Origin of the sequence: Methylorubrum subtropicum (genome assembly GCF_038442325.1) — a bacterium.
In the GTDB taxonomy this organism is placed as follows: domain Bacteria; phylum Pseudomonadota; class Alphaproteobacteria; order Rhizobiales; family Beijerinckiaceae; genus Methylobacterium; species Methylobacterium subtropicum.
Map to the genome: position 1 here is coordinate 18,240 of NZ_JBBXMW010000001.1, position 23,224 is coordinate 41,463.

The following is a 23,224-nucleotide window of genomic DNA, read 5'->3' on the forward strand; positions in this document are numbered from 1 at the left end:
ACGCGTCGAGAGGAAGGCCCATGGATCAGCCGAGAGACAGGGAACGGGTCGGGATGGCTCGGGCCGGCGCGGGACGGCCGGGCTACGTCACGGTGAAGGGTGCCCGGGAGCACAATCTGCGCGATGTCGACGTGGAACTGCCGCGCGACGCCCTCGTGGTGTTCACCGGCGTGTCCGGCTCCGGCAAGTCGTCGCTGGCCTTCGGCACGCTCTACGCGGAGGCCCAGCGCCGCTACTTCGAATCGGTCGCGCCCTACGCGCGGCGGATGATCGATCAGGTCGGCGTGCCCGATGTCGATGCCATCGAGGGGCTGCCCCCGGCGGTCGCCCTGCAGCAGCAGCGCGGCACGCCAAGCGCCCGCTCCTCGGTGGGCAGCGTCACCACCCTGTCGAGCCTCGTGCGGATGATGTACTCGCGCGCCGGCACCTATCCGCCGGGCCAGCCGATGCTCTACGCGGAGGATTTCTCGCCCAACACGCCGCAGGGCGCCTGCCCGTCCTGCGGCGGGCTCGGGCGGATCTACCGGGCGACCGAAGCCTCGATGGTGCCCGACCCCTCGCTGACGATCCGCGAGCGGGCGGTCGCGGCTTGGCCGCAGGCCTGGGGCGGGCAGAACCTGCGCGACATCCTGGTCAGCCGCGGCGTCGATGTCGACACGCCCTGGAAGGACCTGCCGCGGGCGCTGCGGGACTGGATCCTGTTCACCGACGAGCAGCCGCAGGAGCCGGTCTATGCCGGGCTCACCCCGGCGCAGACGCAGGCCGCGCGTCGGCGCCGGCTGGAGCCGAGCTACATGGGCACCTTCACGAGCGCCCGCCGCCACGTGCTCGGCACCTTCACCAACTCGCAGAGCGCGCTCATGCGCCGCCGCGCCGCGCGCTACCTCGTGAGCGAGGATTGCCCGGCCTGCCACGGCAAGCGGCTGAAGCCCGAAGCGCTCTCGGTCACCTTCGCCGGGTACGACATCGGCGAACTCGCGCGCATGACGCTGTCCGACCTGGCGGAGGCGATGCGGCCCGCGGCCGAGGACCGGCTGCCCGACGAGGACGCCACCCCGGAAACGCTCGACCGCGAGGCGGGCCGGCAGGATCGCGCCCGGCGCGCCGCCGCCGGAGGATCGGCCCACCCGAGCGCGCCCGACGTGCGCGCGACCCCGAACCTCTCCATCGAGAAGCGGCTGGCCGCCCAGCGGCTCGCCGCCGACCTGATCGAGCGGATCGGGACGCTGACCGAGCTCGGCCTCGGCTACCTCTCGCTCGACCGGGTCACCACGACCCTGTCCTCGGGCGAACTGCAGCGCCTGCGGCTGGCCACCCAGTTGCGTTCGCAGCTCTTCGGCGTGGCCTACGTGCTCGACGAGCCGACCGCCGGGCTGCATCCCGCCGACGGCGACGCGATGCACGAGGCGCTGGCCGGGCTGCTGGCCGCGGGCAATTCTCTGTTCGTCGTCGAGCACGACATCGGCACGATGCGCCGGGCCGACTGGCTCGTCGATGTCGGCCCGGACGCGGGCGAGCACGGCGGCACCGTGCTCTACAGCGGCCCGCCGGAGGGGCTGCGCGAGATCGAGGCGTCGCGCACGCGGCTGCACCTGTTCGGGCTCGCCGCCCCGCCCCGGCGGGCGCGGCGCGCGCCGACGGGTTGGCTGCGCCTGGAGGGGATCGTGCGTAACAACCTGAACGGGGTTTCGGCCGCGTTCCCGCTCGGCTGCCTCACCGCCGTGACCGGCATCTCGGGCTCGGGCAAGTCGAGCCTCGTCTCCCAGGCCCTGCTCGAACTCGTCGGCGACCGCCTCGGGCGGCCGGTCGAGACCGACGACGAGCCGGACGATCCGCTCGACGCGGCGCCGGGCCCGACGGAAGGGCGCATCGTCGACGGCATGGAGGGCGTCCGGCGCCTCGTGCAGGTCGATCAGAAACCGATCGGGCGCACGCCGCGCTCGAACCTCGCGACCTATACCGGCCTGTTCGACGCCGTCCGCAAGCTGTTCGCCGGCACGCCCGAGGCGCGGCGGCGCCGCTACGATGCGGGGCGCTTCTCGTTCAACGTCGCCAAGGGCCGCTGCCCGGCCTGCGAGGGCGAGGGGTTCGTCAGCGTCGAACTCCTGTTCATGCCGAGCGTCTACGCTCCCTGTCTGACCTGCCACGGGAGCCGCTACGCGCCGCAGACGCTGGAAGTCACGTGGAACGGGCTCTCCATCGCCGACGTGCTCGGGCTCACCGTCGAGCGCGCCTGCGCGGCCTTCGCGAACGAGCCCTCCGTGCTGCGCCCGCTCGCCGTGCTGCGCGATCTCGGTCTCGGCTACCTGCGCCTGGGCCAGCCCGCGACCGAACTCTCCGGCGGCGAGGCCCAGCGCATCAAGCTCGCGACCGAGTTGCAGCGGGGCCAGCGCGGCGGCACGCTCTACGTCCTCGACGAGCCGACGACGGGGTTGCACCCGACCGACGTGGACCGCCTGATGCTCCAGCTCGACGGCCTCGTCGAGGCCGGCAACACGGTCGTCATGGTGGAGCACGACATGCGCGTCGTCGCCGGCGCCGATCACGTCATCGACGTGGGACCGGGCGCGGGAAACCTCGGCGGCACGATCGTCGCCGCCGGCCGTCCCGAGACCGTGGCGCAGGCGCGGGCGAGCCGCACGGCACCGTATCTGCGGGAAGAGCTCGAGGCCTGCGTCCGTTCGTGAATCACGATGCCAACGCCGCCGGCGCGGGTGCCACGCACACCGTGAGTTTTGTCAGGAACATCCGTCCGGTGATGAAGGCGAAGCTGTCGATGAGGCCCATGGTGGCGAAGCTGGCCGCCAGCGCCACAAACATACCGGTGATACCAATCCTCATTGAACGGCATCTATGGGCCCATTGGCGCAGCCCGATGGACATGATGCGCCAGGGCTGATCGATGAGGCGGCGCCAAGCGGCGCAGCAGTGGTCGAGGACATCGTCGTAGGATCGAAAGATGCGGTTGCCGAGCCAGTTGTCGCGCAGGAACTGCCCCAGGTTCTCGACCGGGTTGAGTTCGGGGGAGCGGGCCGGCAGCGGCAGCAGCGTGATGTTGGAGGGCACGGCGAGCTTCCGGGTCGTGTGCCAGCCGGCCTGATCGAGGAGCAGCACGGCGTGCGCGCCGGGCGCGACGGCTTGCGCGATCTCGGCCAGGTGCAGGCTCATCACCTGGGTGGTGCAGCGGGGCATGACGAGGCCCGCGCCCGTTCCCCGTGCTGGGCAGATCGCGCCGAAGATGTCGGCGGAGGCGGTGCGCTGGTCTTTCGGCGCCGAGGGGCGCGTGCCGCGGCGGGCCCAACGACGGGAGATCGTGTTCTTCTGTCCGACGCGGGCCTCGTCGGCGAACCAGACCTCTATCGGCTTGCCGCCGACACCCTGCGCGATCTCCGCCAAGCGGGCGGGGAAGGCTTTTTGAAAGCGGGGATTGCGTCCGGATCCTGGGCATGGTGGCGCGGGCGGGCGGAGAGCTTGCGATAGCCCATGCCCCGCAGAACCCGGTTCAAGGTCTGCTCGGACACCGACACGCCGTGGTCTTCGAACAGGATCTGGGCCAGATCGACCAGCCGCCAGCGGACCACCCCGTGCGCGGCCGGCATCGGGCCCTGCTCGACCAGGACCCGCAGCGCCTCCGCCGCTCGGCGTCCAGGCGCGGGCGGGCGCCGGGGGCCTTGCCGTCGATCAGCCCCTCGGGACCGTGCGGGTTGAACGCCACCACCCAGTCCCGCACCGTCTGGAGCCCGACCCCGCCGAGCGCGGCAGCGGCCGAGCGCGAGCCGCCCGCGTAGATCGCCGACAGCGCCAGCAGGCGCCGTGTCTGGGCGGGATCGCGCGAACTCTTGGCCAAGGCGCGCAGGCTCTCGGCGTTGAAGTCCGGCCGCAGCGGCGCCGGAGCAGCCATCCCATCCTCCTCAGGCTCAAAGCCCGAGAACAGAATCATCCCTCAACCGCCGACGCTACCCCGTGAGTCGCCCTCGATGAGGGTTGGTATCAGAGCCCGATCACTCCGCCGCCATGGTCGCGGCCTCCACGGGGGCGACGCGGGCGGCGCAGAACTTGAACTCGGGGATCTTGCCGAGCGGGTCGAGCGCCGGGTTGGTCAGGAGGTTGGCGGCGGCCTCGGCGTAGCAGAACGGCATGAAGATCATGCCGGCCGGCACGTCGCGGTCGGAGCGCACCTTGAGTTCGACGGCGCCGCGGCGCGTCTCCAGCCGCATCGCGCCGCCGGGGCGCAGGCCGAGGCGATAGAGTTCCTTGGGCGCCATGAAGGCCACCGCCTCGGGCTCCAGCGCGTCGAGCACGCCCGCGCGCCGGGTCATCGAGCCGGTGTGCCAGTGCTCCAGCACGCGGCCCGTGGAGAGCACCATCGGGAACTCGGCGTCCGGCACCTCGTCCGGCGGCACGATCGCCGCCGGGACGATCTTGGCGCGCCCGCTCTCGGTGGGGAAGCCGGCGTAGAAGATGATCTCGTTGCCGGGCTGGTCGGGCGCATCGACCGGATAGGTCACCGCGCCCTCGCGCTCCAGCCGCTCCCAGGTGATGTTGTTCAAGGACGGCATCACCTGCGCCATCTCGGCGAAGATCTCGGCCGGGCCGGCATAGTTCCAGTCGAGGCCCATCCGCTTGGCCAGCTCTTGGATGATCCACCAATCCTGGCGCGCGTCGCCGGGGGGCGCGACCACCGGCTGGGCGATCTGCACGCGCCGGTCGGTGTTGGTGAAGCTGCCGGCCTTCTCGGCAAACGCCGAGGCCGGCAGCACCACGTCGGCGTGGAAGGCGGTCTCGGTCAGGAACAGGTCCTGCACCACGAGATGGTCGAGCATCGCCAGCGCGTGGCGGGCGTGGTTGAGGTCGGGGTCCGACATCGCCGGGTTCTCGCCCTCGACGAACATGCCCTTGATCTCGCCCGCGTGGATCGCGCGCATGATCTCGACGACGGTGAGGCCCCGCTGCGGATCGAGGGACTGGCCCCAGAACTCCTCGAACAGCTCGCGCACCGCCGCCTTCTCGACCGACTGATAGTCCGGATAGACCATCGGGATCAGGCCGGCGTCGGACGCGCCCTGGACGTTGTTCTGGCCGCGCAGCGGGTGCAGGCCGGTGCCGGGACGGCCGATCTGGCCGGTGATGAGCGCGAGCGCGATCAGGCAGCGCGAGTTGTCGGTGCCGTGGACGTGCTGGCTGACGCCCATGCCCCAGAAGATGATCGAGGACTTGGCCCGGGCGTAGAGGCGGGCCACCTCGCGCAGGGTCTCGGCGTCGATGCCGCAGACCGGCGCCATCTTCTCCGGCGTGAAGTCGACGATCTTCTCCCTCAAGGCCTCGAAGTTCTCGGTGTAGCCGGCGATGTACTGCTCGTCGTAGAGCTTCTCTTCCACGATGACGTTCAGCATCGCGTTCAGCATCGCCACGTCGGTGCCGTTGCGGAAGGCGAGGTGCTTGTGGGCGTGGCGCGACAGGGTCTGGCGCCGCGGGTCCATGATGATCAGCTTGGCGCCGCGCTGCTTGACCGCGTTCTTGAGGAAGGTCGCGGCGACCGGGTGGTTCACGGTCGGGTTGGCGCCGATGACGACGATGACTTCGGCATCGAGCGCGGCCGAGAAGGGGGCGCTCACGGCACCGGAGTTCAAACCCTCCATCAGGGCCGCCACCGACGAGGCGTGGCACAGCCGGGTGCAGTGATCGACGTTGTTGGTGCCGAAGCCCAGGCGCACGAGCTTCTGGAAGAGGTAGGCCTCCTCGTTCGAGCCCTTGGCCGAGCCGAAGCCCGCGAGCGCCTTGCGCCCGTTGGTATCACGGATCTTTTTCAGGCCGCCCGCGGCGCGGTCGAGCGCCTCTTCCCAGGTCGCCTCGCGGAAATGCGTCCAGGGGTTGGCCGGATCGACCTGATCGTTGGCGTCCTTGGCCACGTTGTCGAGGCGGATCAGCGGCGTCGTCAGGCGGTGGGGGTGGTGGACGTAGTCGAAGCCGAAGCGGCCCTTGACGCACAGCCGGTTGTGGTTGGCCGGGCCGTTGACGCCCTCGGCGTAGACGATCCGCTCGTCCTTGACCTTGTAGGAGACCTGGCAGCCGACGCCGCAATAGGGGCAGAGCGACTTCACCTCGCGGTCGGGATAGACCGTGCGGGTCTGGTTGGCGTCGAGATAGGCGGACGGCATCAGCGCGCCGGTCGGGCAGGCCTGTACGCACTCGCCGCAGGCGACGCAGGTCGAGGCGCCCATCGGGTCGTCGAAGTCGAACACGACCTTGGCGTCCGCCGAGCGGTAGGCCATGCCGATCACGTCGTTGACCTGCACCTCGCGGCAGGCGCGGACGCAGAGGTTGCACTGGATGCAGGCGTCGAGGTTGACGCTCATGGCCGGGTGGCTGACGTCGCTCGCCCAGCGCTCGGCGGCCGGGAAGCGACTCTCCGACACGTCGAGATAGTCGGCCTGGACCCAGAAATGGGACGACGGGTCGTGCGAGGTCGCGCGCTCGGGCTGGTCGGCGACGAGCAGTTCCAGCACCATGGCGCGGGCCTTGGTGGCGCGCTCGGTCGCGGTCTTCACCTTCATGCCGATGGCGGGCGTGCGCTTGCACGAGGCGGCGAGCACGCGCTCGCCCTCGATCTCGACCATGCAGGCGCGGCAATTGCCGTCCGGGCGGTAGCCGGGCTCGGGCTTGTGGCAGAGATGCGGGATATGCGTGCCGAGCCGCTTCGACACCGCCCAGATGGTCTCGCCGGGCTGCGCTTCGACCTGCTGACCGTCGAGTTCGAAGGTGATCGTGGCGGGCGCGACCGGGGCGTCCTTGAGGCCGAAGGTGCCCGAGGGCTCGGGCGCGGCCTGGCCGCCGGACTTGGCGCCCTGCGAGTAGGCGCCGCCGGCATTCGCCTGCGCACCGTTGGCCGAACCACCGGCATCCTGGCGTCCGTTGGCGCGAATCTCGGGCCGCTCGGTCTTTTCGCCGCGCACTTCGGGGCCGTTGCTCATGCGTCCGCTCCAGGCTCTGACTTCGTCGGGGGCGTCGATTTCGGGATTAGAAGCGTCGGGTCGGGCGTCACTCGGCCGCCACGGCCCGCGGTGCCGGGAAGAGGTCCGGGAAATACTTGATCACGGAGCTGACGGGGTTCGAGGCCGCCTGTCCGAGACCGCAGATCGAGGCGTCGCGCATGCACTGCGCGAGGTCGCCGAGAAGTTCGGTGTCCCACACGCCGTTCTCCATCAGCATGCGGGCCTTCTGGGTGCCCGAGCGGCAGGGCGTGCACTGGCCGCACGACTCGTCCTCGAAGAACCGCATCAGGTTCAGCGCGGCGCCGCGCACGTCGTCGTGGTCGGACAGGACCACCACCGCGGCCGAGCCGATGAAGCAGCCGTATTTCTCCAGCGTGCCGAAATCGAGCGGGATGTCGTTCATGGAGGCCGGCAGGATGCCGCCCGACGCGCCGCCCGGCAGGTAGGCCGCGAAGGTGTGCCCCTCGGACATGCCGCCGCAATACTCGTCGATCAGCTCCTGGATCGTGAGGCCGGCCGGCGCCAGCTTCACGCCCGGTTGCCTGACCCGGCCCGAGACCGAGTAGGAGCGCAGGCCCACCCGGCCGTTGCGGCCGTGGCTCTTCCACCACTCCGCGCCGCGCTCGATCAGGTCGCGCACCCAGAACAGGGTCTCGATGTTGTTGATCAGCGTCGGGCGGTTGAACAGGCCGACCTGGAACGGGAAGGGCGGCTTGTGCCGCGGCAGGCCGCGCTTGCCCTCGAGCGATTCGATCAGCGAGGATTCCTCGCCGCAGATATAGGCGCCCGCGCCCCGGCGCAGGTGGATGCGGGTGCCGCCCTCGGGCAGCTTGGCGATCTCGCGGGTCAGGATCTCGCGGGAGATCGGGTACTCGTCGCGCAGGTAGATGTAGACGTCGCTCGCCTCGACCACGTGGGCGCCGATCAGCATGCCTTCGAGGAAGCGGTGCGGATCGGTGTTGAGGTAGAGCTGGTCCTTGAACGTGCCAGGCTCGCCCTCGTCGCCGTTGACCGCCATGAGGCGGGGCCCAGGCTCGCCGCGCACGGAGCGCCACTTGCGGCCCGTGGGGAAGCCGGCGCCGCCGAGGCCCCGCAGGCCGCCGTCGTCGAGCACCTTCAGGACGTCCTCGACCGGGAGATTGCCGCTGCGCAGCTTGTCCAGGGTCGCGTAGCCGCCGCCCGCCCGGTAGGCGTCGTAATCGACGTAAGTGGGGATGTGGGCGTGGGTGTCCTCGGCCTCGACCGCCGCGCGGACGGAGGCGAGGTCCGCCTTGTGCAGGAAGTTGTGGCCGACCTCGACCGCGGGCGCGTGGTCGCACAGGCCGACGCAGGGGGCGCGCACCACGCGCACCGCGTCGGAGGCGAGTTCGCGCTGCAGCGTCTCGACCAGCTCATCGGCGCCGAACATCGCGCAGGTGATGCTGTCGCAGACCCGGACGGTCAGGCGCGGGATGTCGGCCTCGCCCTCCTTCACCACGTCGAAATGGGCGTAGAAGGTCGCGGTCTCGAACACCTCGGCGAAGGCGAGGCTCATCTCGTCGGCGAGCGCGGCGAGATGGTCGGCGCTGATCTGGCCGTAGGTGTCCTGCACCAGATGCAGATGCTCGATCAGCAGGTCGCGCTGGCGCGAGCGGGTGCCGAGCAGCCCCTCGATCTCGACCTTGGCCTGCGGATCGACCTGACGGCCCTTCGGCACCCCGCGGGCGACGTTGCGGCCACGGCCCGGATGCGCGAAGCGCCGGACAGTCCCCGTATCCTCACTCATGGCGCGACCTGTTTTCAAACCTGATGGGGCGAAGGAGCGTGATGCGGCGAGCGGCCTACTGGCCGCCGAAGGCCCGCAGGGGCTGCCCGGCTTCCGAGCGATGCCGGGTCGTGACCGCGGCGGAGGCCGCGTCGAGCGAGGCGATCCGCGGCCCGACCACCGCGTCGAGATCCGTCTCGAACGCGTCGAGCGCCGCGTTCAGCCGATCGATCCGGTCCGCTTCCCCAGCGGTGCCCGTTTCCTCGAGGGCGGCCTGCAGGGCGTCCCGCACCCGGGCGGCCAATTCCTCCGTGAGCGGCGGCTTGGTTTCGGCGGCGTAAGCTTGCGCGGCCGCGCTCGCCAGTCGGCTGGCATCCATGGACATGCCTACCGGGAGACCTGGGGGAGGAAGCGACGCATCTCGAACTCGTCCATGCCGGCATCACGCCATTCTGCGATATAATGCATGTGTATGCCGAACTGGGATCATTTCAAACTGCATCCGGGGCATACCCCGCCAGCGTTTCGCGCATCCACGCGCCTGTCCGTTGCGCGCGCTTATACGGCCGACCGCATGTATCGTCGGCTACAGACAGAGCGATATTCGGCATAGCTTCGCGGCAGCGCCGAACAATTGGCGCTCATCGCCTGCGGATCGTCTCGTATTTTACGGACTCGCGCGCGACATTTCCCGATCGCGCGGCCGGCCGAATTCGCGTTACGGCGGATTGGGGTCGTCGAGTGCCTCGGAGATGCGCAGCTGCAAATCTTCGGCATCTTTCGGAGAAAGAAGAATCAACGCCTCGTTCGCATCGGACTTCTTGATGCGAATAGCCATCGTCCGCCCGCCGTCGATGAGCGAAGCGCTGACGATACGCACGGCGGAGAACATATCGGTCGCGTCTGTTTCCGGCACGGGATCACACAACGTTGAAATGGCCGGATGAACGCGCGGGTGCACAATCGATCGAGCGCGAGCAGCCGGCCGCACGATGGTCGTGACACGCGATACTGTAAGGTCCGCTTCGATTTACGGCGCAGCCTCTGCTTCCGTCAACCGTCGAAGCCAGGGCGGCAATACGCTCCAGGCGCTCCGAAGTTCGAATTCTCCGGGACGACGCCAAGTCATATGCAAAAATCGCAGTTGGCGACAGTTGCATATGATATGTGCATCATATTGCAGGTTTGTGCGCGTCATAGGGGCGGGAATGGGGACCGGGTCGCACTCCCGGTCCCTGCAGGCGAGCCGGAGCGACGCCGCCCCGGGCCGATGCCCTACAGGTTCCCGGCCGGGCGCCGCACACGCCAGGGCGCCATGCTGGCGAACACGCCGTCCCGGCGGATCAGCCCGTGCAGCAGGGCCGCCCCGAGATGCGCCAGGACGAGGCCGAACAGCCCGTAGGCCAGGACGGTGTGGAGTTCGCGCAGCCACGCATAGAGCATCGGGCTCTGCGGCAGGATCGGCGGCAGCACCAGCGGCCCGGCCACCGCGACGGGGATGCGGCCGGCCGACAGCATCGCCCAGCCGACGAGCGGCATGGCCAGCATCAACCCGTAGAGGGCGATGTGCGAGGCGTGCGCGGCCCGCCGCTGCCACGGCGGCAGGTCCGCGGGCAGGGGCGGCGGCGGACGACGCCAGCGGTTGGCGAGCCGCAGGACCGCCAGGATCAGGATCAGCAGGCCGAGCGGGCGATGCAGCGCGACCAGCGTACCGTAATCGGCGAGCGAGGCCACCATGGCGACGCCGATGAACAGCATGGCCAGGATCAGCGCCGCCATGCTCCAGTGCAGCAGGCGGGCCGGCCCGTTGAAGCGGGTGGATTGCGTCACGGGGTGTCTCCTTGGCCGGCCGTCGCGGTCACGGCGCTGGGGCGCGTCGCCTCGCCCGCCCGGCGGGTGAAGGAGCGGGCATAGGCGGCCGAGCGGGCGCTCAGCAGCGGATCGTCGGACGGGGCGATGCCGTCCGGCAGGACGAGCGGATCGAAGTTGACGTCCCGGCAATTGCCGGCCTCCTCGGGCGTCGCCCCGGTGAGGGTCAGGGTGCCCACGTCCAGGCTCTCGCGGTCGGCGGGCCAGGGCAGCGTCGCGTCGGCGGTGGCATCGCCCGCCCCACCGACCGTGACGACGAGGCGCCAGCGCAGCGGCGCCTGCCGAAGCTGCGCCGCAAGGTCGTCGAACAGGTAGTTCTTGTCCGTCCGCGCGGTTTGCGCGGCGGTCTCCGGCACCGCCGGCCGCTCGGGCACGAGGGCCCAGCGCACCGGCGTGGCACGGCCGTCGGCGGCCACGAACCGGAAGGCGTTCAGGCTGCGGAAGGTGCTGTCGGCGAATCCCGCGGTGATCGGGCGCGCCTTGATCAGGCCGGCGGCCTTCGCGCTCTCCGGATGGACGGCGAAGAACGCCTTCATGCGCTCCGGGTCGGGCTTGCCGGTGGCCGGGTCGAGCTTGCCCGCAAGCAATTGCTCGTAGAACGCCTCGGGCGTGCGCACGGGAAAGACCGGGAGGGCATTCATGCCCGTGCGCCATTCCTCCCGGTCCGGCAGCCGGAACCGCAGGGCGAGGCTGCGCACGGTCGCCGCGGCATCGGCCGCGTAGGGCTGCCCGCCCGCGAGCGCGAACCGCCCCTCGACCGGCGTCACACGGCCTGCCGCGAACACGCCCGCCTTCGAGAGGGCGGCGCCCGCCCCGTTGCCGGCGAACTCACCCGCGACGCACAGCCCCTTGGCGTGGTTGCGCCGGAAGCCCGGATGCGGGCCGTTCACCTGCTCGAAGCGATCGACGACGCGGGCCGGGGTCAGCGCCGTCGGCGACAGCCAGCCGCCGGCAGCGGCGAAGGCGCCGGCCGTGCCGGCGAGCAGCGCCCCGATGGCGCAGACGCGCAGTATCAGGGCGCGCGGGGTCATACCGGGCGGAGCCCCGGTCAGGCGATGCAGCAGGGTCATGGAAGCCTCAGGTGTTCGTCGCGGTCGTGCGGCGGATTTCGTTGGCGAGGGGGTGCAGGACGGCGGGATCGCTCGCGCCGACGAGGCCGTAGCCGAGCCCGTCCTGGGCCCAGGCGTAGCCGGTGGCCGATCCCGTCCGGTGCTCGCGCATCGGCGCGTCGCCCGGCTGGGCCATGGGCCGCATCAGCATGACGAGCCGCGTGCCGCGCGCGTCGTCGTACATCAGCAGGCCCGCCGGGCCGTGCGGCGTGGCGACGAGGCGCCCGCCCATCAGCCGGTAGCCGGAGCCGCTCAGATCCGGCACGCCGACGCGGCGGTCGAGCCGGGCGGAGAACCAGCGGGCGAGTTCGTCACTGCTGCTCGCCGCGAGTTCGACCGGGCGCAGGCGGTCGGGGGCATAGACGGCGTAGTTCGCGCTCGCCTCCTGGGCCAGGGCATCGACGCCGGTCATCGGCGCCGACAGCGTGCCGCGAAGGCCCCAGCCACCGATCCCGCCGAGCGCCAGCAGCACGGCCGCGGCCGCCGCCTGCCAGGCCGGCAGACGCGGGCGCCGTCGCGCCTCGACGAGGTGGGCGAGGGTGAGCCGGGCCGGGACCGGCTCGGCGGCCACCGGCGCGAAGGCGTCGCGCAAGGCGTCGCCGAGCCCGCGCATGCGCTCCACACGTTGGCTCAGATCGGGATGGCGGGCGAGATAGGCCTCGACCTCGGCCCGGCGCGCCGCCTCCAGGCGGTCGTCGATGAGGGCCTGGATGTCGTCCTCGGTGATCGGGCGCACGGTCACTTCACCCTCCTGAGCAGCGGACGCCCGGCGGGGGCGGCGGCGCGCTCCCCGTCCATGAGCTGAATCATGCGGTCGCGGGCGCGGGCCAGACGCGACATCACCGTCCCGATCGGGATCGCGAGCACCTGCGCCGCCTCGGCGTAGGACAGCCCCTCGACGCTCACGAGCAGCAGCACGCCGCGCTGTTCGTCCGGCAGCGCATCGAGCGCCGCGGTCAGGTCGCGCTGGAGCAGGCCCTCGTGCTGGTTCGGGGCCACCGCGAGGACCGCCTCCGGCGCATCCTCGACGGGCATCGACGTGCCGCGGCGGGCGCGCTGGCGCATCTGGCTCACGGCGAGATTGTGGAGGATGGCGTAGAGCCACGTGCGCACGTCGCCGTCCGCCCGGCGCTGATGCCAGCGGCCGATCGCGCGCTCCAAGCAGTCCTGCACGAGGTCGTCGGCATCGGTCGGGTTGCGCAGGAGCGCGCGGGCATAGCGGCGTAGCGCCGGGATGAGCGGCTCGATGAGGCGGACCATATCGCTCACGGCCAGTCTCCCGACATGCGCGGAGTTTTCCGATGCCGAGCCGCCCGCGGCAGGAGCGCCCGGCGACGGCATGGGAGCAGAGACGCCGTTTCGCGACGTTTATTCCGAACCCCTCACGATTTTTTCCTCGTCGCACCGCATGCCCGGCGCTGAACAGCGAGGCCGCGATTTTTCGAAATGCGTCTGGAATAACCCGCAGAAAGCGGCGTCTGTCAGGTCATCGCCGAACCGAGCGAAGTGTTCGGCAGATCGATCGAGGAGCCTGGACATGCACGGCATCAAGCACAAAGCTCTCGTCCTGTTCGCCGTATTCGGTGCCATCGCCGCGACCAGCGCCGCTAATGCAAAAGCCGTCGCGCCGGAGCGGGCCTGTCCGGGCCTCTGCCCATCCGCGCTCGCCTCCGCCTGGACGGCCGGCACGGCGCCGCGCCGCGACGACTTCGAGACCGACACGGACTCCGCCAACGCCGACAACCCGGCCCTGCCGCCCTACGCCCGCGGCCGGGGACAGGAGACGGGCGGGCCCGCCCGGGCGCTGATTCCGAACTGAACGAAGCGCACGGTTCACCCCGGCGGTGGAGCGACCGCCGGGGGTCGTCGGCGTCCGACGCTCGCGGCGTAGCCTGTCGTTCGGGATTTCGACGCGAAGAATTCGGTGACGAACCGGGAAGGAAGCGGACAACAGGCGAGGGCACGGCGGGGCCGGCGGCGGTCGCCGGCCCCGACACGGAGTCGGAGGGTCTACCGCGTCTCGGCGAGATGCAGTTCGATCAAGGCATCGAAGCTCGCATCGCCCTTGAAGCCCAGATCGAGCGCGCGGCGCGTGTCGAAGGCCTCCGGCCACGTCTCGACGATCGCCTGGATCGCCGGGTCCGGCTCGCGCCGGATCAGCGCCACCGCCGCGTCGCCGCCCACCCGGCGCAGGGCCTCGATCTCGTCGGCCACGGTGGCCGAGAGGCCCGGCATGGTCAGGCTGCGGCGCAGGCCCAGGGCGCTCAGATCGATGCGGGCGGCGTGCAGCAGGTATTCAGTGGCCGAGCGCGGGCTGGCGAACCAGTGGCGCACGGTGTCGGGGACCGGAAGGACGGCCTCCTGGCCGGCCAGCGGCTCGCGGATGATGCCTGAGAAGAACCCGGAGGCCGCCTTGTTCGGCTTGCCCGGCCTGACGCAGATTGTGGGCAGGCGCAGGGCGATGCCGTCGAGGAAGCCGCGCCGCGTGTAGTCGGCGAGCAGCAGTTCGCCCATGGCCTTCTGGGTGCCGTAGGAGGTCGCCGGCGTCAGGATCATGTCGTCGGGAATGACGCCCGGCAGCGGCGGCCCGAACACCGCCAGCGACGAGGTGAACACCACCCGCGGGCGATAGCCCTCGGCGGCGTGGGCGCGGCGGATCGCGTCGAGGAGGAGGCGGGTCGCGTCGAGGTTGACCCGGTAGCCCTTCTCCAGGTCGGCCTCGGCCTCGCCCGAGACGATCGCGGCGAGGTGGAAGATCACGTCCGGCCGGCCGCTCAGCGCGGCCTCCGCCGCCCCCGGGCTCGACAGGTCGGCGGCGGCGGTGACGACGGGGCCGGTGAATCCCGCGGGCGCCGTCGGCTCCACCACGTCGACGAGGGTGAGGGCGCGGGCCTCGCCCTGCGCCGCGAGGGCATCGGCGAGGCGCCGGCCGATCATGCCGGCGGCGCCGAGGATCAGTGCATGCATGGGTCGTCGGCCTCCGGGAAGGGGATTTTAGAGCATCGTCCCGAAAGGTGGTTTCCGGCTTTCGGAAAAAGACGATGCGGCACAACAAGCTAGTGCATCAGGTCGAGAGCGCGGGCGAAGAAGTCGCGACCGCCGAAATTGCCCGACTTGAGGGCGAGCAGCATGGGATCGCCAAGGCCGGCCGACCCTTGCCCCAGGCTCCGCAGCACCGGCACGCCTGCGGCGATCTCGGGTCCGAGCCGGAAAGCCCGCAGCCCGAGCCGGTCGACGACGGCCCCCGAGGTCTCGCCGCCCGCCACCACGAGGCGGCGCACGCCGCGCGCCGCGAGGCCTTCGGCGATGCGGGCCAGCGCGTCCTCCAGGGCATGGCCGACCCGGTCGCCGCCGTGGCGGGCCTGGAGCGCCCGCACGGTCTCGGGCTCGGCGCTGCTCGCGATGAGGACGGGGCCGCGCCCCACGTGCTCGCCGGCCCAGGCCAGGGTGGCCTCGATCTCGGCGTCCCCCGCGAGCACCCGCTCGGGGTCGAGGCGGCGCACCGGCATCACGGCCTCGGCCGCCGCGATCTGGCCCAGCGTCGCCTGCGAGCAGCTGCCGGCCAGACACGCGGCGAGCCCGCCCACCGGGGCGCCGACATCGGCGGCGTCGTCCGGTGCAGAGGCGCGCCCGGCCGCGACCAGGGCGCGGGCGAGGCCGAGGCCGAGGCCCGAGGCACCGACCGACACCCGGTGGGCGAGGGCCGCGGTCCCCAGGGTTTCGAGGTCGGCGTCCACCACGGCATCGGCGATGGCCGCGCCCACGCCGTCGGCGGCGAGCGCGTCGAGGCGCGCGGCCACCGCCTCGGGGCCCCGGGCCACGGTGGCGAAATCAACGAGCCCCACGGGCGAGGCGCTCTGGCGGGCCAGCACCCGCACGAGGTTGGCGTCGCGCATCGGGTTGAGGGGATGGTCCTTGAGCGGGCTCTCGTTCAGCGGCACCGCGCCGACGAAGAGGTGGCCCTGGTATACGGTGCGCCCCGTCTCGGGGAAGGCGGGGGTGACGAGGGCGATGGGCGCGCCGGCCTCAGCTCGCAGGGCGTCCGTGACGGGGCCGATATTGCCCGCGTCGGTGGAGTCGAAGGTCGAGCAGATCTTGAACAGGACGTGGGCGGCGCCGCATCCGCGCAGCCACGCCTCCGCCGCGCGGGAGCGCAACACGGCCTCCGCCGCCGGGATGGAGCGGGTCTTGAGGGCCACCACCACGGCATCGACGCCGGCCAGATCGACGTCGTCGGCGGGGATGCCGATGGTCTGCACCGTGCGCAGGCCGCCCTTGGTCAGCGTATTGGCGAGGTCCGAGGCGCCGGTATAGTCGTCGGCCACCGATCCGAGGACGAGGCTCATCGGCCGGCCTCCCCGCCTTGCGCGGCGCGGTAGGGTGCGAACCAAGCGAGGCCCGCCTCCGTGCCGGCGGCCGGGTTGTACTCGCAGCCGACGAAGCCCGTGTAGCCGAGGCGGTCGAGTTCGGCGAACAGGAAGGCGTCGTTCATCTCGCCGGTGCCGGGCTCGTTGCGGGCCGGCACGCTCGCGGTCTGCACGTGGCCGACGATCGGCATCAGCGCGCGCAGGCGGGTGGTCACGTCGCCGTGCAGGATCTGGCAGTGGTAGAGATCGAACTGGAGCTTCAGGTTCGGTAGCGCAAGCTCCGTGATGAGGCGGGCCGCAGTCCCGAAATCATTGAGGAAATAGCCCGGCATGTTGCGGGCGTTGATCGGCTCCAAGACCAGATCGAGGCCTTCGCGCCCGACGCGCTCGGCCGTCCAGGCCACGGCCCGGCGATAGGCGTCCCGCGCCGCGGGATCGGCGGCGTCGGCCATGCCGGCCATGAGGTGGAGCCGGGCGACGCCGGTGGCCCGCGCGTAGGTCAGCCCGGTCTCGACGCCCGCCTGCAACTCGGCGAAGCGGTCCGGCAGGGCGGCGAGGCCGCGCTCGCCCGCCGCCCAGTCGCCCGGCGGCAGGTTGAACAGGGCCTGGGTCAGCCCGAACCGGGCCAAGCGCTCGGCGATCGCCTCGGGCGGATGGTCGTAGGGGAACAGGAACTCGACGGCGGTGAAGCCCGCCTCGGCGGCGGCGGCGAAGCGGTCGAGGAACGGCCGCTCGGTGAACATCAGCGTGAGGTTGGCGGCAAAGCGCGGCATGGCGCGGTCTCCCTTCAGGCCTTGGACGCGGGCAGCTTGGACGCGGGCAGGGTGACGCCGGCCACCTGCGCGTAGAGGCGGGCCACCGAGGCGTCGTCGTCCCGGCCCATGCCGGAGCCCGAGGCCATCAGGAACATCTGCAAAGCGGCGGCGGCCACCGGCACGGGGTATCTCTCGGCCCGCGCCATGTCCTGCACGATGCCGAGATCCTTGACGAAGATGTCGACGGCGCTCTTGGGGCTGTAATCGCCCGCCAGTACGTGCGGCATCCGGTTCTCGAACATCCACGAATTGCCGGCCGAGGCCGTGATCACCTCGTAGACCTTGGAGAGGTCGAGGCCCTGCTTGGCGGCAAAGCTCATCGCCTCGCTGGCGGCGGCGATGTGCACGCCGGCGAGCAGCTGGTTGATCATCTTGAAGGCGGCACCCTGTCCGGCGGCGTCGCCGAGTTCGTAGAGCTTGCCCGCCATGGCCTGGAGCGCCGGCCGGGCCGCGGCAAAGGCGGCCCCGGTGCCCGAGGCCAGGAAGGTGAGTTCGCCCGCCGCCGCCTTGGCGGCCCCGCCGCTCATCGGCGCGTCGAGGTAGTGGCGCCCCGTCGCCTCAAGGCGCGACGCGAGGCGACGGGCGATGGCCGGGTCCATGGTCGCCGAGGAGACGAACACGGCGCCCGGCGCCATCGTCTCGGCGGCCCCCGCGGGGCCGAACAGGACGGCCTCGGTCTGCGCCGCATTCACCACGACGCAGACCACCACGTCGGCGTCCCGCGCAGCCTCGGCCGGGGTCGCGACGCCGCGCCCGCCCGCCGCCGCGAAGCGGGCCACCGCCTCCGGGTTCACGTCGCAGGCGGCGACCGGGAAGCCCGCCCGCAGGAGCGAGCCCGCCATGCCGGCGCCCATCGACCCGAGGCCGATCACGGCGGCCCGGCCTGCCTGGGGGGTGAGACTCATCGTGTGGGCTCCATTCCGTGAGATCGAAAGGGGAGGGGACGGCGGGCTGCTGCATTAGGTTGCTGTGCCGCATCGGCTTTTTTCCGAAAGCCGGTACCCACCTTTCGGGCCGATGCTCTAGCGGTTCACGAGCCGCTTGGGGGTCAGGAACACGCAGACCGCGCCGACCACCAGCATCCCGGCGAGCGCGTACATGCCGGCCGCCGTGCTGCCGGTGGAGTCCCGCAGCGTCCCGATCACGTAGGGGCTGGCGAAGCCCGCGAGGTTGCCGACCGAGTTGATCAGCGCGATGCCGGCCGCCGCGCCGGTGCCGGTCAGGAACGCGGTCGGGAGCGACCAGAACAGCGGCGCGCAGGTCAGCACGCCGCCCGCCGCGACCGAGAGCGCCGCGACCGCGACGACGGTGCTGCCGCTGCTCGCCGCGACGACGAAGCCGACCGCGCCGAGGAGCGCCGGCACGATCAGGTGCCAGCGGCGCTCGCGCATCCGATCGGCGCTGCGGCCGAGCAGGATCATCACGAGGACCGCGAACAGGAACGGGATCGCGCTGACGAGGCCGATGTTGAGGTTGCCCTGGATCCCGGACGCCTTGACGATGGTCGGCATCCAGAAGGTCAGGCCGTACTGCCCGGTGACGAAGGCGAAGTAGATCAGGCTCATGAACCAGATCCGGCCGTTGCGGAACACGCTCGCGATCGAGTGCGGGCTCTCGACCTTGCCCGCGCGCTCGGCCGCGATGTCGCGCTCGATCACCGCCTTCTCGGGCGCCGAGAGCCACGCCGCGTCGGCCGGGCGGTTGTCGAGGTAGAGGAACACCGCCGCGCCGACGAGGACGGCGGGAATCGCCTCGATCAGGAACATCCACTGCCAGCCCGACAGGCCGTAGGCGCCGTGGAAGGCGTCCATGATCCAGCCCGAGAGCGGGTTGCCGAAGATGCCGGAGACCGGAATCGCCGACATGAACACCGCGATCACCCGCGCGCGGCGATGCGAGGGGAACCACGCCGTCACGTAGAGGATCACGCCCGGATAGAAGCCCGCCTCGGCCAGCCCCAGCAGGAAGCGCATGACGTAGAACGAGGTCGCCGAGTTCACGAACATGAACGCCCCGGAGATGAGCCCCCAGGTGATCATGATCCGGGCGATCCAGACCCGGGCGCCGACCCGGTCGAGGATCACGTTCGAGGGCACCTCGAACAGGAAGTAGCCGATGAAGAACAGGCCCGCGCCGAGGCCGTACACCGTGTCGCTGAACTGCAGCTCCTGCGACATCTGAAGCTTGGCGAAGCCGACGTTCACCCGGTCCAGATAGGCGATCACGTAGCAGAGCATCAGGAACGGCACGAGGCGCCAGAACACCTTCGTGTAGGTCTGCTCGACGAAGGCGTCCGGCGGCGCGGAGACCCCCGATACCGCGGCGGCGTGCGTGGTCATGGGCGTTCTCCCGGCGGCCCGTCGTTGCGGGCGGCCTGTCGGCACCGCTCGTGGCGGCGATGCTCGAATCGAACGATATGCGGTTTTGGCAGCGCTGCCAATCCATTTTTGGCAGCGCTGCCAAATTTGGTTGAGACGGTTCCGCCCGGTTGCTATGGAAGGCTCGAGCCGGGGGAGCAGGCATGACCCTTCACCAGATGCCGGGTCGTCTCGTGACGATCGCCGACGTCGCCCGCGAGGCGAAGGTCGGCGAGAGCACGGTCTCGCGCGTCCTGCGCGGCCGGGGTTCCTACTCGAAGCGGGCGGGCGAGCGCGTGCTGGAGGCAGCCGCCCGGCTCGGCTACGTGCCGAACCGGCTGGCCGGCGCGCTGGCGGGCAACGCCGACTCGGCCGGCGCGCAACTCGTCGGGGTCGTGATCCCGTCGCTCGCCAACATCGTCTTCCCCGATCTGCTGCGCGGGCTCACCGGCGAGCTGGACGCCACCGGCTTCCAGAGCGTCATCGGGGTGAGCGACTACGATCCCGCCCGCGAGGAGACGCTGGTGGCGGGCCTGCTGTCCTGGCGTCCGGCCGCCCTCGTGCTGACCGGGCTGGAGCACACGGACCTGACGGTGACGCGCCTGCGGGCCGCGGGCATCCGGATCGTCGAGATGATCGACACCGACGGGCCGGGCCTCGACATCGTCGTCGGCTTCTCGAACCGCGCCGTGGGGCATGCCAGCGCCCGCCACCTGATCGAGCGCGGCTACCGGCGCATCGGCTATGTCGGGCACGACCTGAGTCGCGATCTGCGGGCCGCCAAGCGGTTCGCCGGCTTCGAGGCCGCGCTGTCCGAGGCGGGCCTCGGCCTGCACGACCGGGAACTCGTCGCCGACCGCTCCTCGGCCGCCGCGGGCCGCGCCGGCCTCGAAGCCCTGATGGCGCGGGCGCCCGACACGGACGCGGTCTACTTCTCGAACGACGACATGGCGCTCGGCGGCTATTTCGGCTGCCTCGGCCGCGGCTGGGCCGTGCCCGGGCGCGTCGCCCTGTTCGGCTGCCACGCCCTCGACATCACCGCGGCGATGCCCCAGCCCCTCTCCACGATGCGCACGCCGCGCCTGGAGATCGGCCGGGCGGCGGCCCGGAGCCTCACCGACGGCGCACCCGCGGGGACGATCGATCTCGGCTTCGAACTCTGCCAGGGGGCGACCGCGTGAGCCATTCGGACAGCAAGCTGCGCGAGGAGATCTGCCGCTACGGCCGCTCGCTGTTCGAGCGGGGCCTGACGCCGGGCTCGTCGGGCAACATCTCGGTCCGCCTCGACGACGGGGGCTGGCTGGTCACGCCGACGAACGCCTCGCTCGGCTTCCTCGATCCGGCCCGGATCGCCCGGCTCGACGCGGCGGGCCGCCTCGTGTCCGGCGACAGGCCGACGAAGGAGATTCCCCTCCACACCGCCCTCTACGAGAGCCGGAGCGAGGCACGCGCGATCGTGCACCTGCACTCGACCCACGCGGTGGCGGTGTCGATGCTGCCGGAGATCGATCCGCGGGCGGTGCTGCCGCCGCTGACGCCCTACTACCTGATGCGGACCGGCGGCACCGCCCTGGTCCCGTATTTCCGGCCGGGCGACCCGGCCGTCGCGGACGCGATCCGGGGGCTCGCCGGGCGCTACAGCGCGGTGCTGCTGGCCAATCACGGACCGGTGGTGGCGGGCGAGAGCCTGGAAGGCGCGGTGTTCGCCACCGAGGAGTTGGAGGAGACGGCCCGGCTCTACCTGCTCCTGCGCAACCTCAATCCCCGCGCGCTCTCGCCGGCCCAGGTCGCCGACCTCGTGGCGCATTTCGGCCTGACGCTGCCCGACCACCGCGGCGACTGCGGATGATTTGAGCGTCGTGGCGCCGCCGTGATGGACGCCATCCATCCGAGCGGCGTTCGACTTGAAGCTCTGCCGGATCGTGAGCATTCGCGCTCCGGCGAGGACCAAAAACAAGCAAAAACCGAGAAAAACCAAACGAAGGGAGGAATACAATGCGGACCCATATGGCCCTTGCCGGCGTGCTCGGCTGCGCGCTGTGCGTCACGCCGGCCCAGGCGCGCATCACCGGCATCGACATCACCTCGGTCGAGCCGTTCGCGGACGGTGCCGAGTTCGGCGCCGCCGGCGCCTACGAGCGGGTGATCGGCACGGCCCGCGGCGAACTCGATCCGGCCGACCCCGCGAATGCCGGCATCGTCGACATCGCGCTGGCGCCCCGCAACGCCCGCGGCATGGTCGAGTACCGGACGGACCTGTTCATCCTGCGCCCGAAGGATGCCGCGCGCGGGAACGGCACGCTGCTGTTCGAGGTGCTGAACCGGGGCCGCAAGTTCCTGTTCAACTGGGTGCTCGACGCCCCCGCCCAGGCGGTCCAGGCCGTCAACGATCCGAAATCCGCGGCCGACGCCGGGACCGGCCTCGTCCTGCGCCGCGGCTACACGTTGGTCTGGTCGGGCTGGGAGGCGGACGCGCTGCGCCAGCAGGGCGGCATGGCGATCGACGTGCCGGTGGCGACCCGCTACGGCCAACCGATCGTCGAGACCGTGCGCGACCAACTCGTCAGCGCCACGCGCGGCCCGCCCGAGGCGCCGTTCTTCCTCACCTTCAAGGTAGCGAGCCCGGACAGGGAGCAAGCCCATCTCACCGTGCGACGCCGGGAATCCGACCCGCCGCGCCCGGTGCCGGCGCAAGCCTGGCACTACGCCACGCCGCGCCAGATCGAGCTTCTGCCCAAGGGGACCAAGCCGCTCCCCGGTTCGCTCTACGAGTTCACCTATCGGGCCACCGAGCCGAAGGTGCTCGGCATCGGTTTCGCGGCCACGCGGGACGTGGTGGCGCATCTGCGAAGCGAGGCCTCCAATCCGGCCGCCAGCGGCATCAGGCAAACCCTCGCGCTCGGCATCTCGCAGAGCGGGCGCTACCTGCGCGACTTCATCCAGCAGGGCTTCAATCGCGACGAGGCCGGGCGGCGCGTGTTCGATGGCGTCCTGTCGCACATCGCCGGGGTGGGCGGGGTGTTCCTCAACGCCCGGTTCGGCCAGCCCTCACGGACGAACACGCAGCACGAGGACCATCTCTACCCGGAGAACGCGTTTCCGTTCTCGGCCGCTTCGCAGCACGATCCGGTCACGGGGCGGACGGGCACGATCCTGCGCGGCGACGGCTTCGATCCGTTGCTGATCGAGATGAACACCGCCACCGAGTACTGGCAGAAGGGCGCCTCGCTCCTGACGACCGATCCGCTCGGCCGCCGCGACGTGGTGCTGCCGGACACCGCCCGCGCCTACCTCGTGTCGAGCGGCTTCCATTACGGGCGCGCCGGCATGACATCGACCAGGGGCCCCTGCGCGAACGAGCGCAGCACGCTGAACCCCGCGCCCGCGATCCGGGCGCTGCTCGTCGCGCTCGAAGAGTGGGTGAGGGACGGCAAGGCGCCGCCGGAGAGCCGGGTGCCGCGCCTCGCGGACGGGACCCTGGTCGAGGCGGCCGAGATCGGCTTCCCGTTCATGGTCGGCGTGCCCGTCCCCACGGCACCGAACGCCATCGCCCGGTTCGGCAGCTACGTCGATCCCCGCCCCGAGGCCGGGCCGCAGTACCGCCCGCTGGTGCCGCGGGTCGATGCCGACGGCAACGACGTGGCGGGCATCCGCCTGCCGGCCGTGGCCGCGCCACGCGCGACCTATACCGGCTGGAACCTCTACGCCGATCCGTTCCCAGCCGGCGCCCTGTGCGACCGGGAGGGCAGCCAGCTCCCCTTCGCGCCGACGCGAGCAGAGCGGATCGCCAAGGGCGATCCCCGGCCCTCGATCGAGGAGCGTTACCCGGATGCGGAGGACTACGTCGCCGCCGTCACGAAGTCGGTCGATGCGCTCGTCGCCGACCGGTTGCTCCTGCGCGAGGACGGCGACCGCATGATCGAGGCGGCCCGGCCGCGCACGCCGTAACGGATGCCCGCCTTCTGAGAGTG

18 protein-coding genes and 1 pseudogene are annotated in these 23,224 nt (G+C 71.3%); 5 read left to right on the forward strand and 14 right to left on the reverse strand.

Annotated features, from left to right (window positions below; translation table 11 throughout):
- Nucleotides 1-20 precede the first annotated feature (20 nt).
- Nucleotides 21-2,687 (forward strand): excinuclease ABC subunit UvrA, encoded by a 2,667-nt coding sequence (locus AAHG03_RS00090; protein ID WP_412759698.1) that lies wholly within the window; start codon nucleotides 21-23, stop codon nucleotides 2,685-2,687.
- Between the two features lie 166 nt (nucleotides 2,688-2,853).
- On the opposite strand, the pseudogene AAHG03_RS00095 reads toward AAHG03_RS00090, so the two are convergent.
- From AAHG03_RS00095 to AAHG03_RS00135, 9 genes and pseudogenes are all read right to left on the reverse strand, one after another.
- Nucleotides 2,854-3,940: pseudogene (locus AAHG03_RS00095) on the reverse strand (IS630 family transposase); the annotation flags it as partial.
- Nucleotides 3,941-4,001: 61 nt separating this feature from the next.
- Complete coding sequence (gene fdhF / locus AAHG03_RS00100; protein WP_342147930.1) at nucleotides 4,002-6,971, reverse strand: formate dehydrogenase subunit alpha; 2,970 nt, start codon at nucleotides 6,969-6,971, stop codon at nucleotides 4,002-4,004.
- Nucleotides 6,972-7,038: 67 nt separating this feature from the next.
- Entirely contained in the window at nucleotides 7,039-8,757 is a 1,719-nt protein-coding gene (locus tag AAHG03_RS00105) for an NAD(P)H-dependent oxidoreductase subunit E (RefSeq protein WP_342147931.1), read from the reverse strand.
- Nucleotides 8,758-8,812: 55 nt separating this feature from the next.
- Nucleotides 8,813-9,121: a hypothetical protein gene (locus AAHG03_RS00110; protein ID WP_342147932.1), complete on the reverse strand. Its 309-nt coding sequence runs from the start codon at nucleotides 9,119-9,121 to the stop codon at nucleotides 8,813-8,815.
- 333 nt (nucleotides 9,122-9,454) lie between these two features.
- Nucleotides 9,455-9,697, reverse strand: a complete 243-nt coding sequence (locus AAHG03_RS00115; RefSeq protein WP_342147933.1) for a hypothetical protein — start codon at nucleotides 9,695-9,697, stop codon at nucleotides 9,455-9,457.
- A gap of 314 nt (nucleotides 9,698-10,011) precedes the next feature.
- Nucleotides 10,012-10,566, reverse strand: a complete 555-nt coding sequence (locus tag AAHG03_RS00120) for a cytochrome b (RefSeq protein WP_342147934.1) — start codon at nucleotides 10,564-10,566, stop codon at nucleotides 10,012-10,014.
- Complete coding sequence (locus tag AAHG03_RS00125) at nucleotides 10,563-11,675, reverse strand: catalase family peroxidase (RefSeq protein WP_342147935.1); 1,113 nt, start codon at nucleotides 11,673-11,675, stop codon at nucleotides 10,563-10,565. The genes AAHG03_RS00120 and AAHG03_RS00125 overlap by 4 nt, the downstream gene beginning before the upstream one ends.
- A gap of 7 nt (nucleotides 11,676-11,682) precedes the next feature.
- Nucleotides 11,683-12,450, reverse strand: coding sequence for an anti-sigma factor family protein (locus AAHG03_RS00130; protein WP_342148554.1), 768 nt, complete (start codon nucleotides 12,448-12,450; stop codon nucleotides 11,683-11,685).
- A gap of 2 nt (nucleotides 12,451-12,452) precedes the next feature.
- Complete coding sequence (locus AAHG03_RS00135) at nucleotides 12,453-12,983, reverse strand: RNA polymerase sigma factor (protein WP_342147937.1); 531 nt, start codon at nucleotides 12,981-12,983, stop codon at nucleotides 12,453-12,455.
- A gap of 268 nt (nucleotides 12,984-13,251) precedes the next feature.
- On the opposite strand from AAHG03_RS00135, the gene AAHG03_RS00140 reads away from it, so the two are divergent.
- Nucleotides 13,252-13,533: a hypothetical protein gene (locus AAHG03_RS00140; RefSeq protein WP_342147938.1), complete on the forward strand. Its 282-nt coding sequence runs from the start codon at nucleotides 13,252-13,254 to the stop codon at nucleotides 13,531-13,533.
- A 191-nt stretch (nucleotides 13,534-13,724) separates the two neighbouring features.
- Here the strand turns inward: AAHG03_RS00140 and denD are convergent, their stop codons facing one another.
- The 5 genes from denD to AAHG03_RS00165 form a co-directional block, all read right to left on the reverse strand.
- The gene (gene denD / locus AAHG03_RS00145) at nucleotides 13,725-14,681 is read right to left on the reverse strand and encodes a D-erythronate dehydrogenase (RefSeq protein ID WP_342147939.1); all 957 of its coding nucleotides are present in this window, start codon (nucleotides 14,679-14,681) and stop codon (nucleotides 13,725-13,727) included.
- An 89-nt stretch (nucleotides 14,682-14,770) separates the two neighbouring features.
- Complete coding sequence (otnK, locus tag AAHG03_RS00150) at nucleotides 14,771-16,060, reverse strand: 3-oxo-tetronate kinase (protein ID WP_342147940.1); 1,290 nt, start codon at nucleotides 16,058-16,060, stop codon at nucleotides 14,771-14,773.
- On the reverse strand, nucleotides 16,057-16,854 hold the full coding sequence (gene otnI, locus AAHG03_RS00155; RefSeq protein WP_342147941.1) for a 2-oxo-tetronate isomerase: 798 nt from the start codon (nucleotides 16,852-16,854) through the stop codon (nucleotides 16,057-16,059). Before otnI ends, otnK begins: the two co-directional genes overlap by 4 nt.
- Before the next feature lie 14 nt (nucleotides 16,855-16,868).
- The gene (gene ltnD, locus AAHG03_RS00160; protein WP_342147942.1) at nucleotides 16,869-17,801 is read right to left on the reverse strand and encodes an L-threonate dehydrogenase; all 933 of its coding nucleotides are present in this window, start codon (nucleotides 17,799-17,801) and stop codon (nucleotides 16,869-16,871) included.
- A gap of 117 nt (nucleotides 17,802-17,918) precedes the next feature.
- Nucleotides 17,919-19,235 (reverse strand): MFS transporter, encoded by a 1,317-nt coding sequence (locus tag AAHG03_RS00165; protein ID WP_342147943.1) that lies wholly within the window; start codon nucleotides 19,233-19,235, stop codon nucleotides 17,919-17,921.
- Between the two features lie 182 nt (nucleotides 19,236-19,417).
- Here AAHG03_RS00165 and AAHG03_RS00170 point away from each other — a divergent pair, with 182 nt between their 5' ends.
- The 3 genes from AAHG03_RS00170 to AAHG03_RS00180 all read left to right on the forward strand — a co-directional run bounded on the left by AAHG03_RS00170 (nucleotide 19,418) and on the right by AAHG03_RS00180 (nucleotide 23,201).
- Nucleotides 19,418-20,434: a LacI family DNA-binding transcriptional regulator gene (locus AAHG03_RS00170; protein WP_342147944.1), complete on the forward strand. Its 1,017-nt coding sequence runs from the start codon at nucleotides 19,418-19,420 to the stop codon at nucleotides 20,432-20,434.
- Nucleotides 20,431-21,102, forward strand: a complete 672-nt coding sequence (gene otnC / locus AAHG03_RS00175) for a 3-oxo-tetronate 4-phosphate decarboxylase (protein WP_342147945.1) — start codon at nucleotides 20,431-20,433, stop codon at nucleotides 21,100-21,102. The genes AAHG03_RS00170 and otnC overlap by 4 nt, the downstream gene beginning before the upstream one ends.
- Nucleotides 21,103-21,248: 146 nt before the next feature.
- On the forward strand, nucleotides 21,249-23,201 hold the full coding sequence (locus AAHG03_RS00180) for an alpha/beta hydrolase domain-containing protein (RefSeq protein WP_342147946.1): 1,953 nt from the start codon (nucleotides 21,249-21,251) through the stop codon (nucleotides 23,199-23,201).
- Nucleotides 23,202-23,224 lie beyond the last annotated feature (23 nt).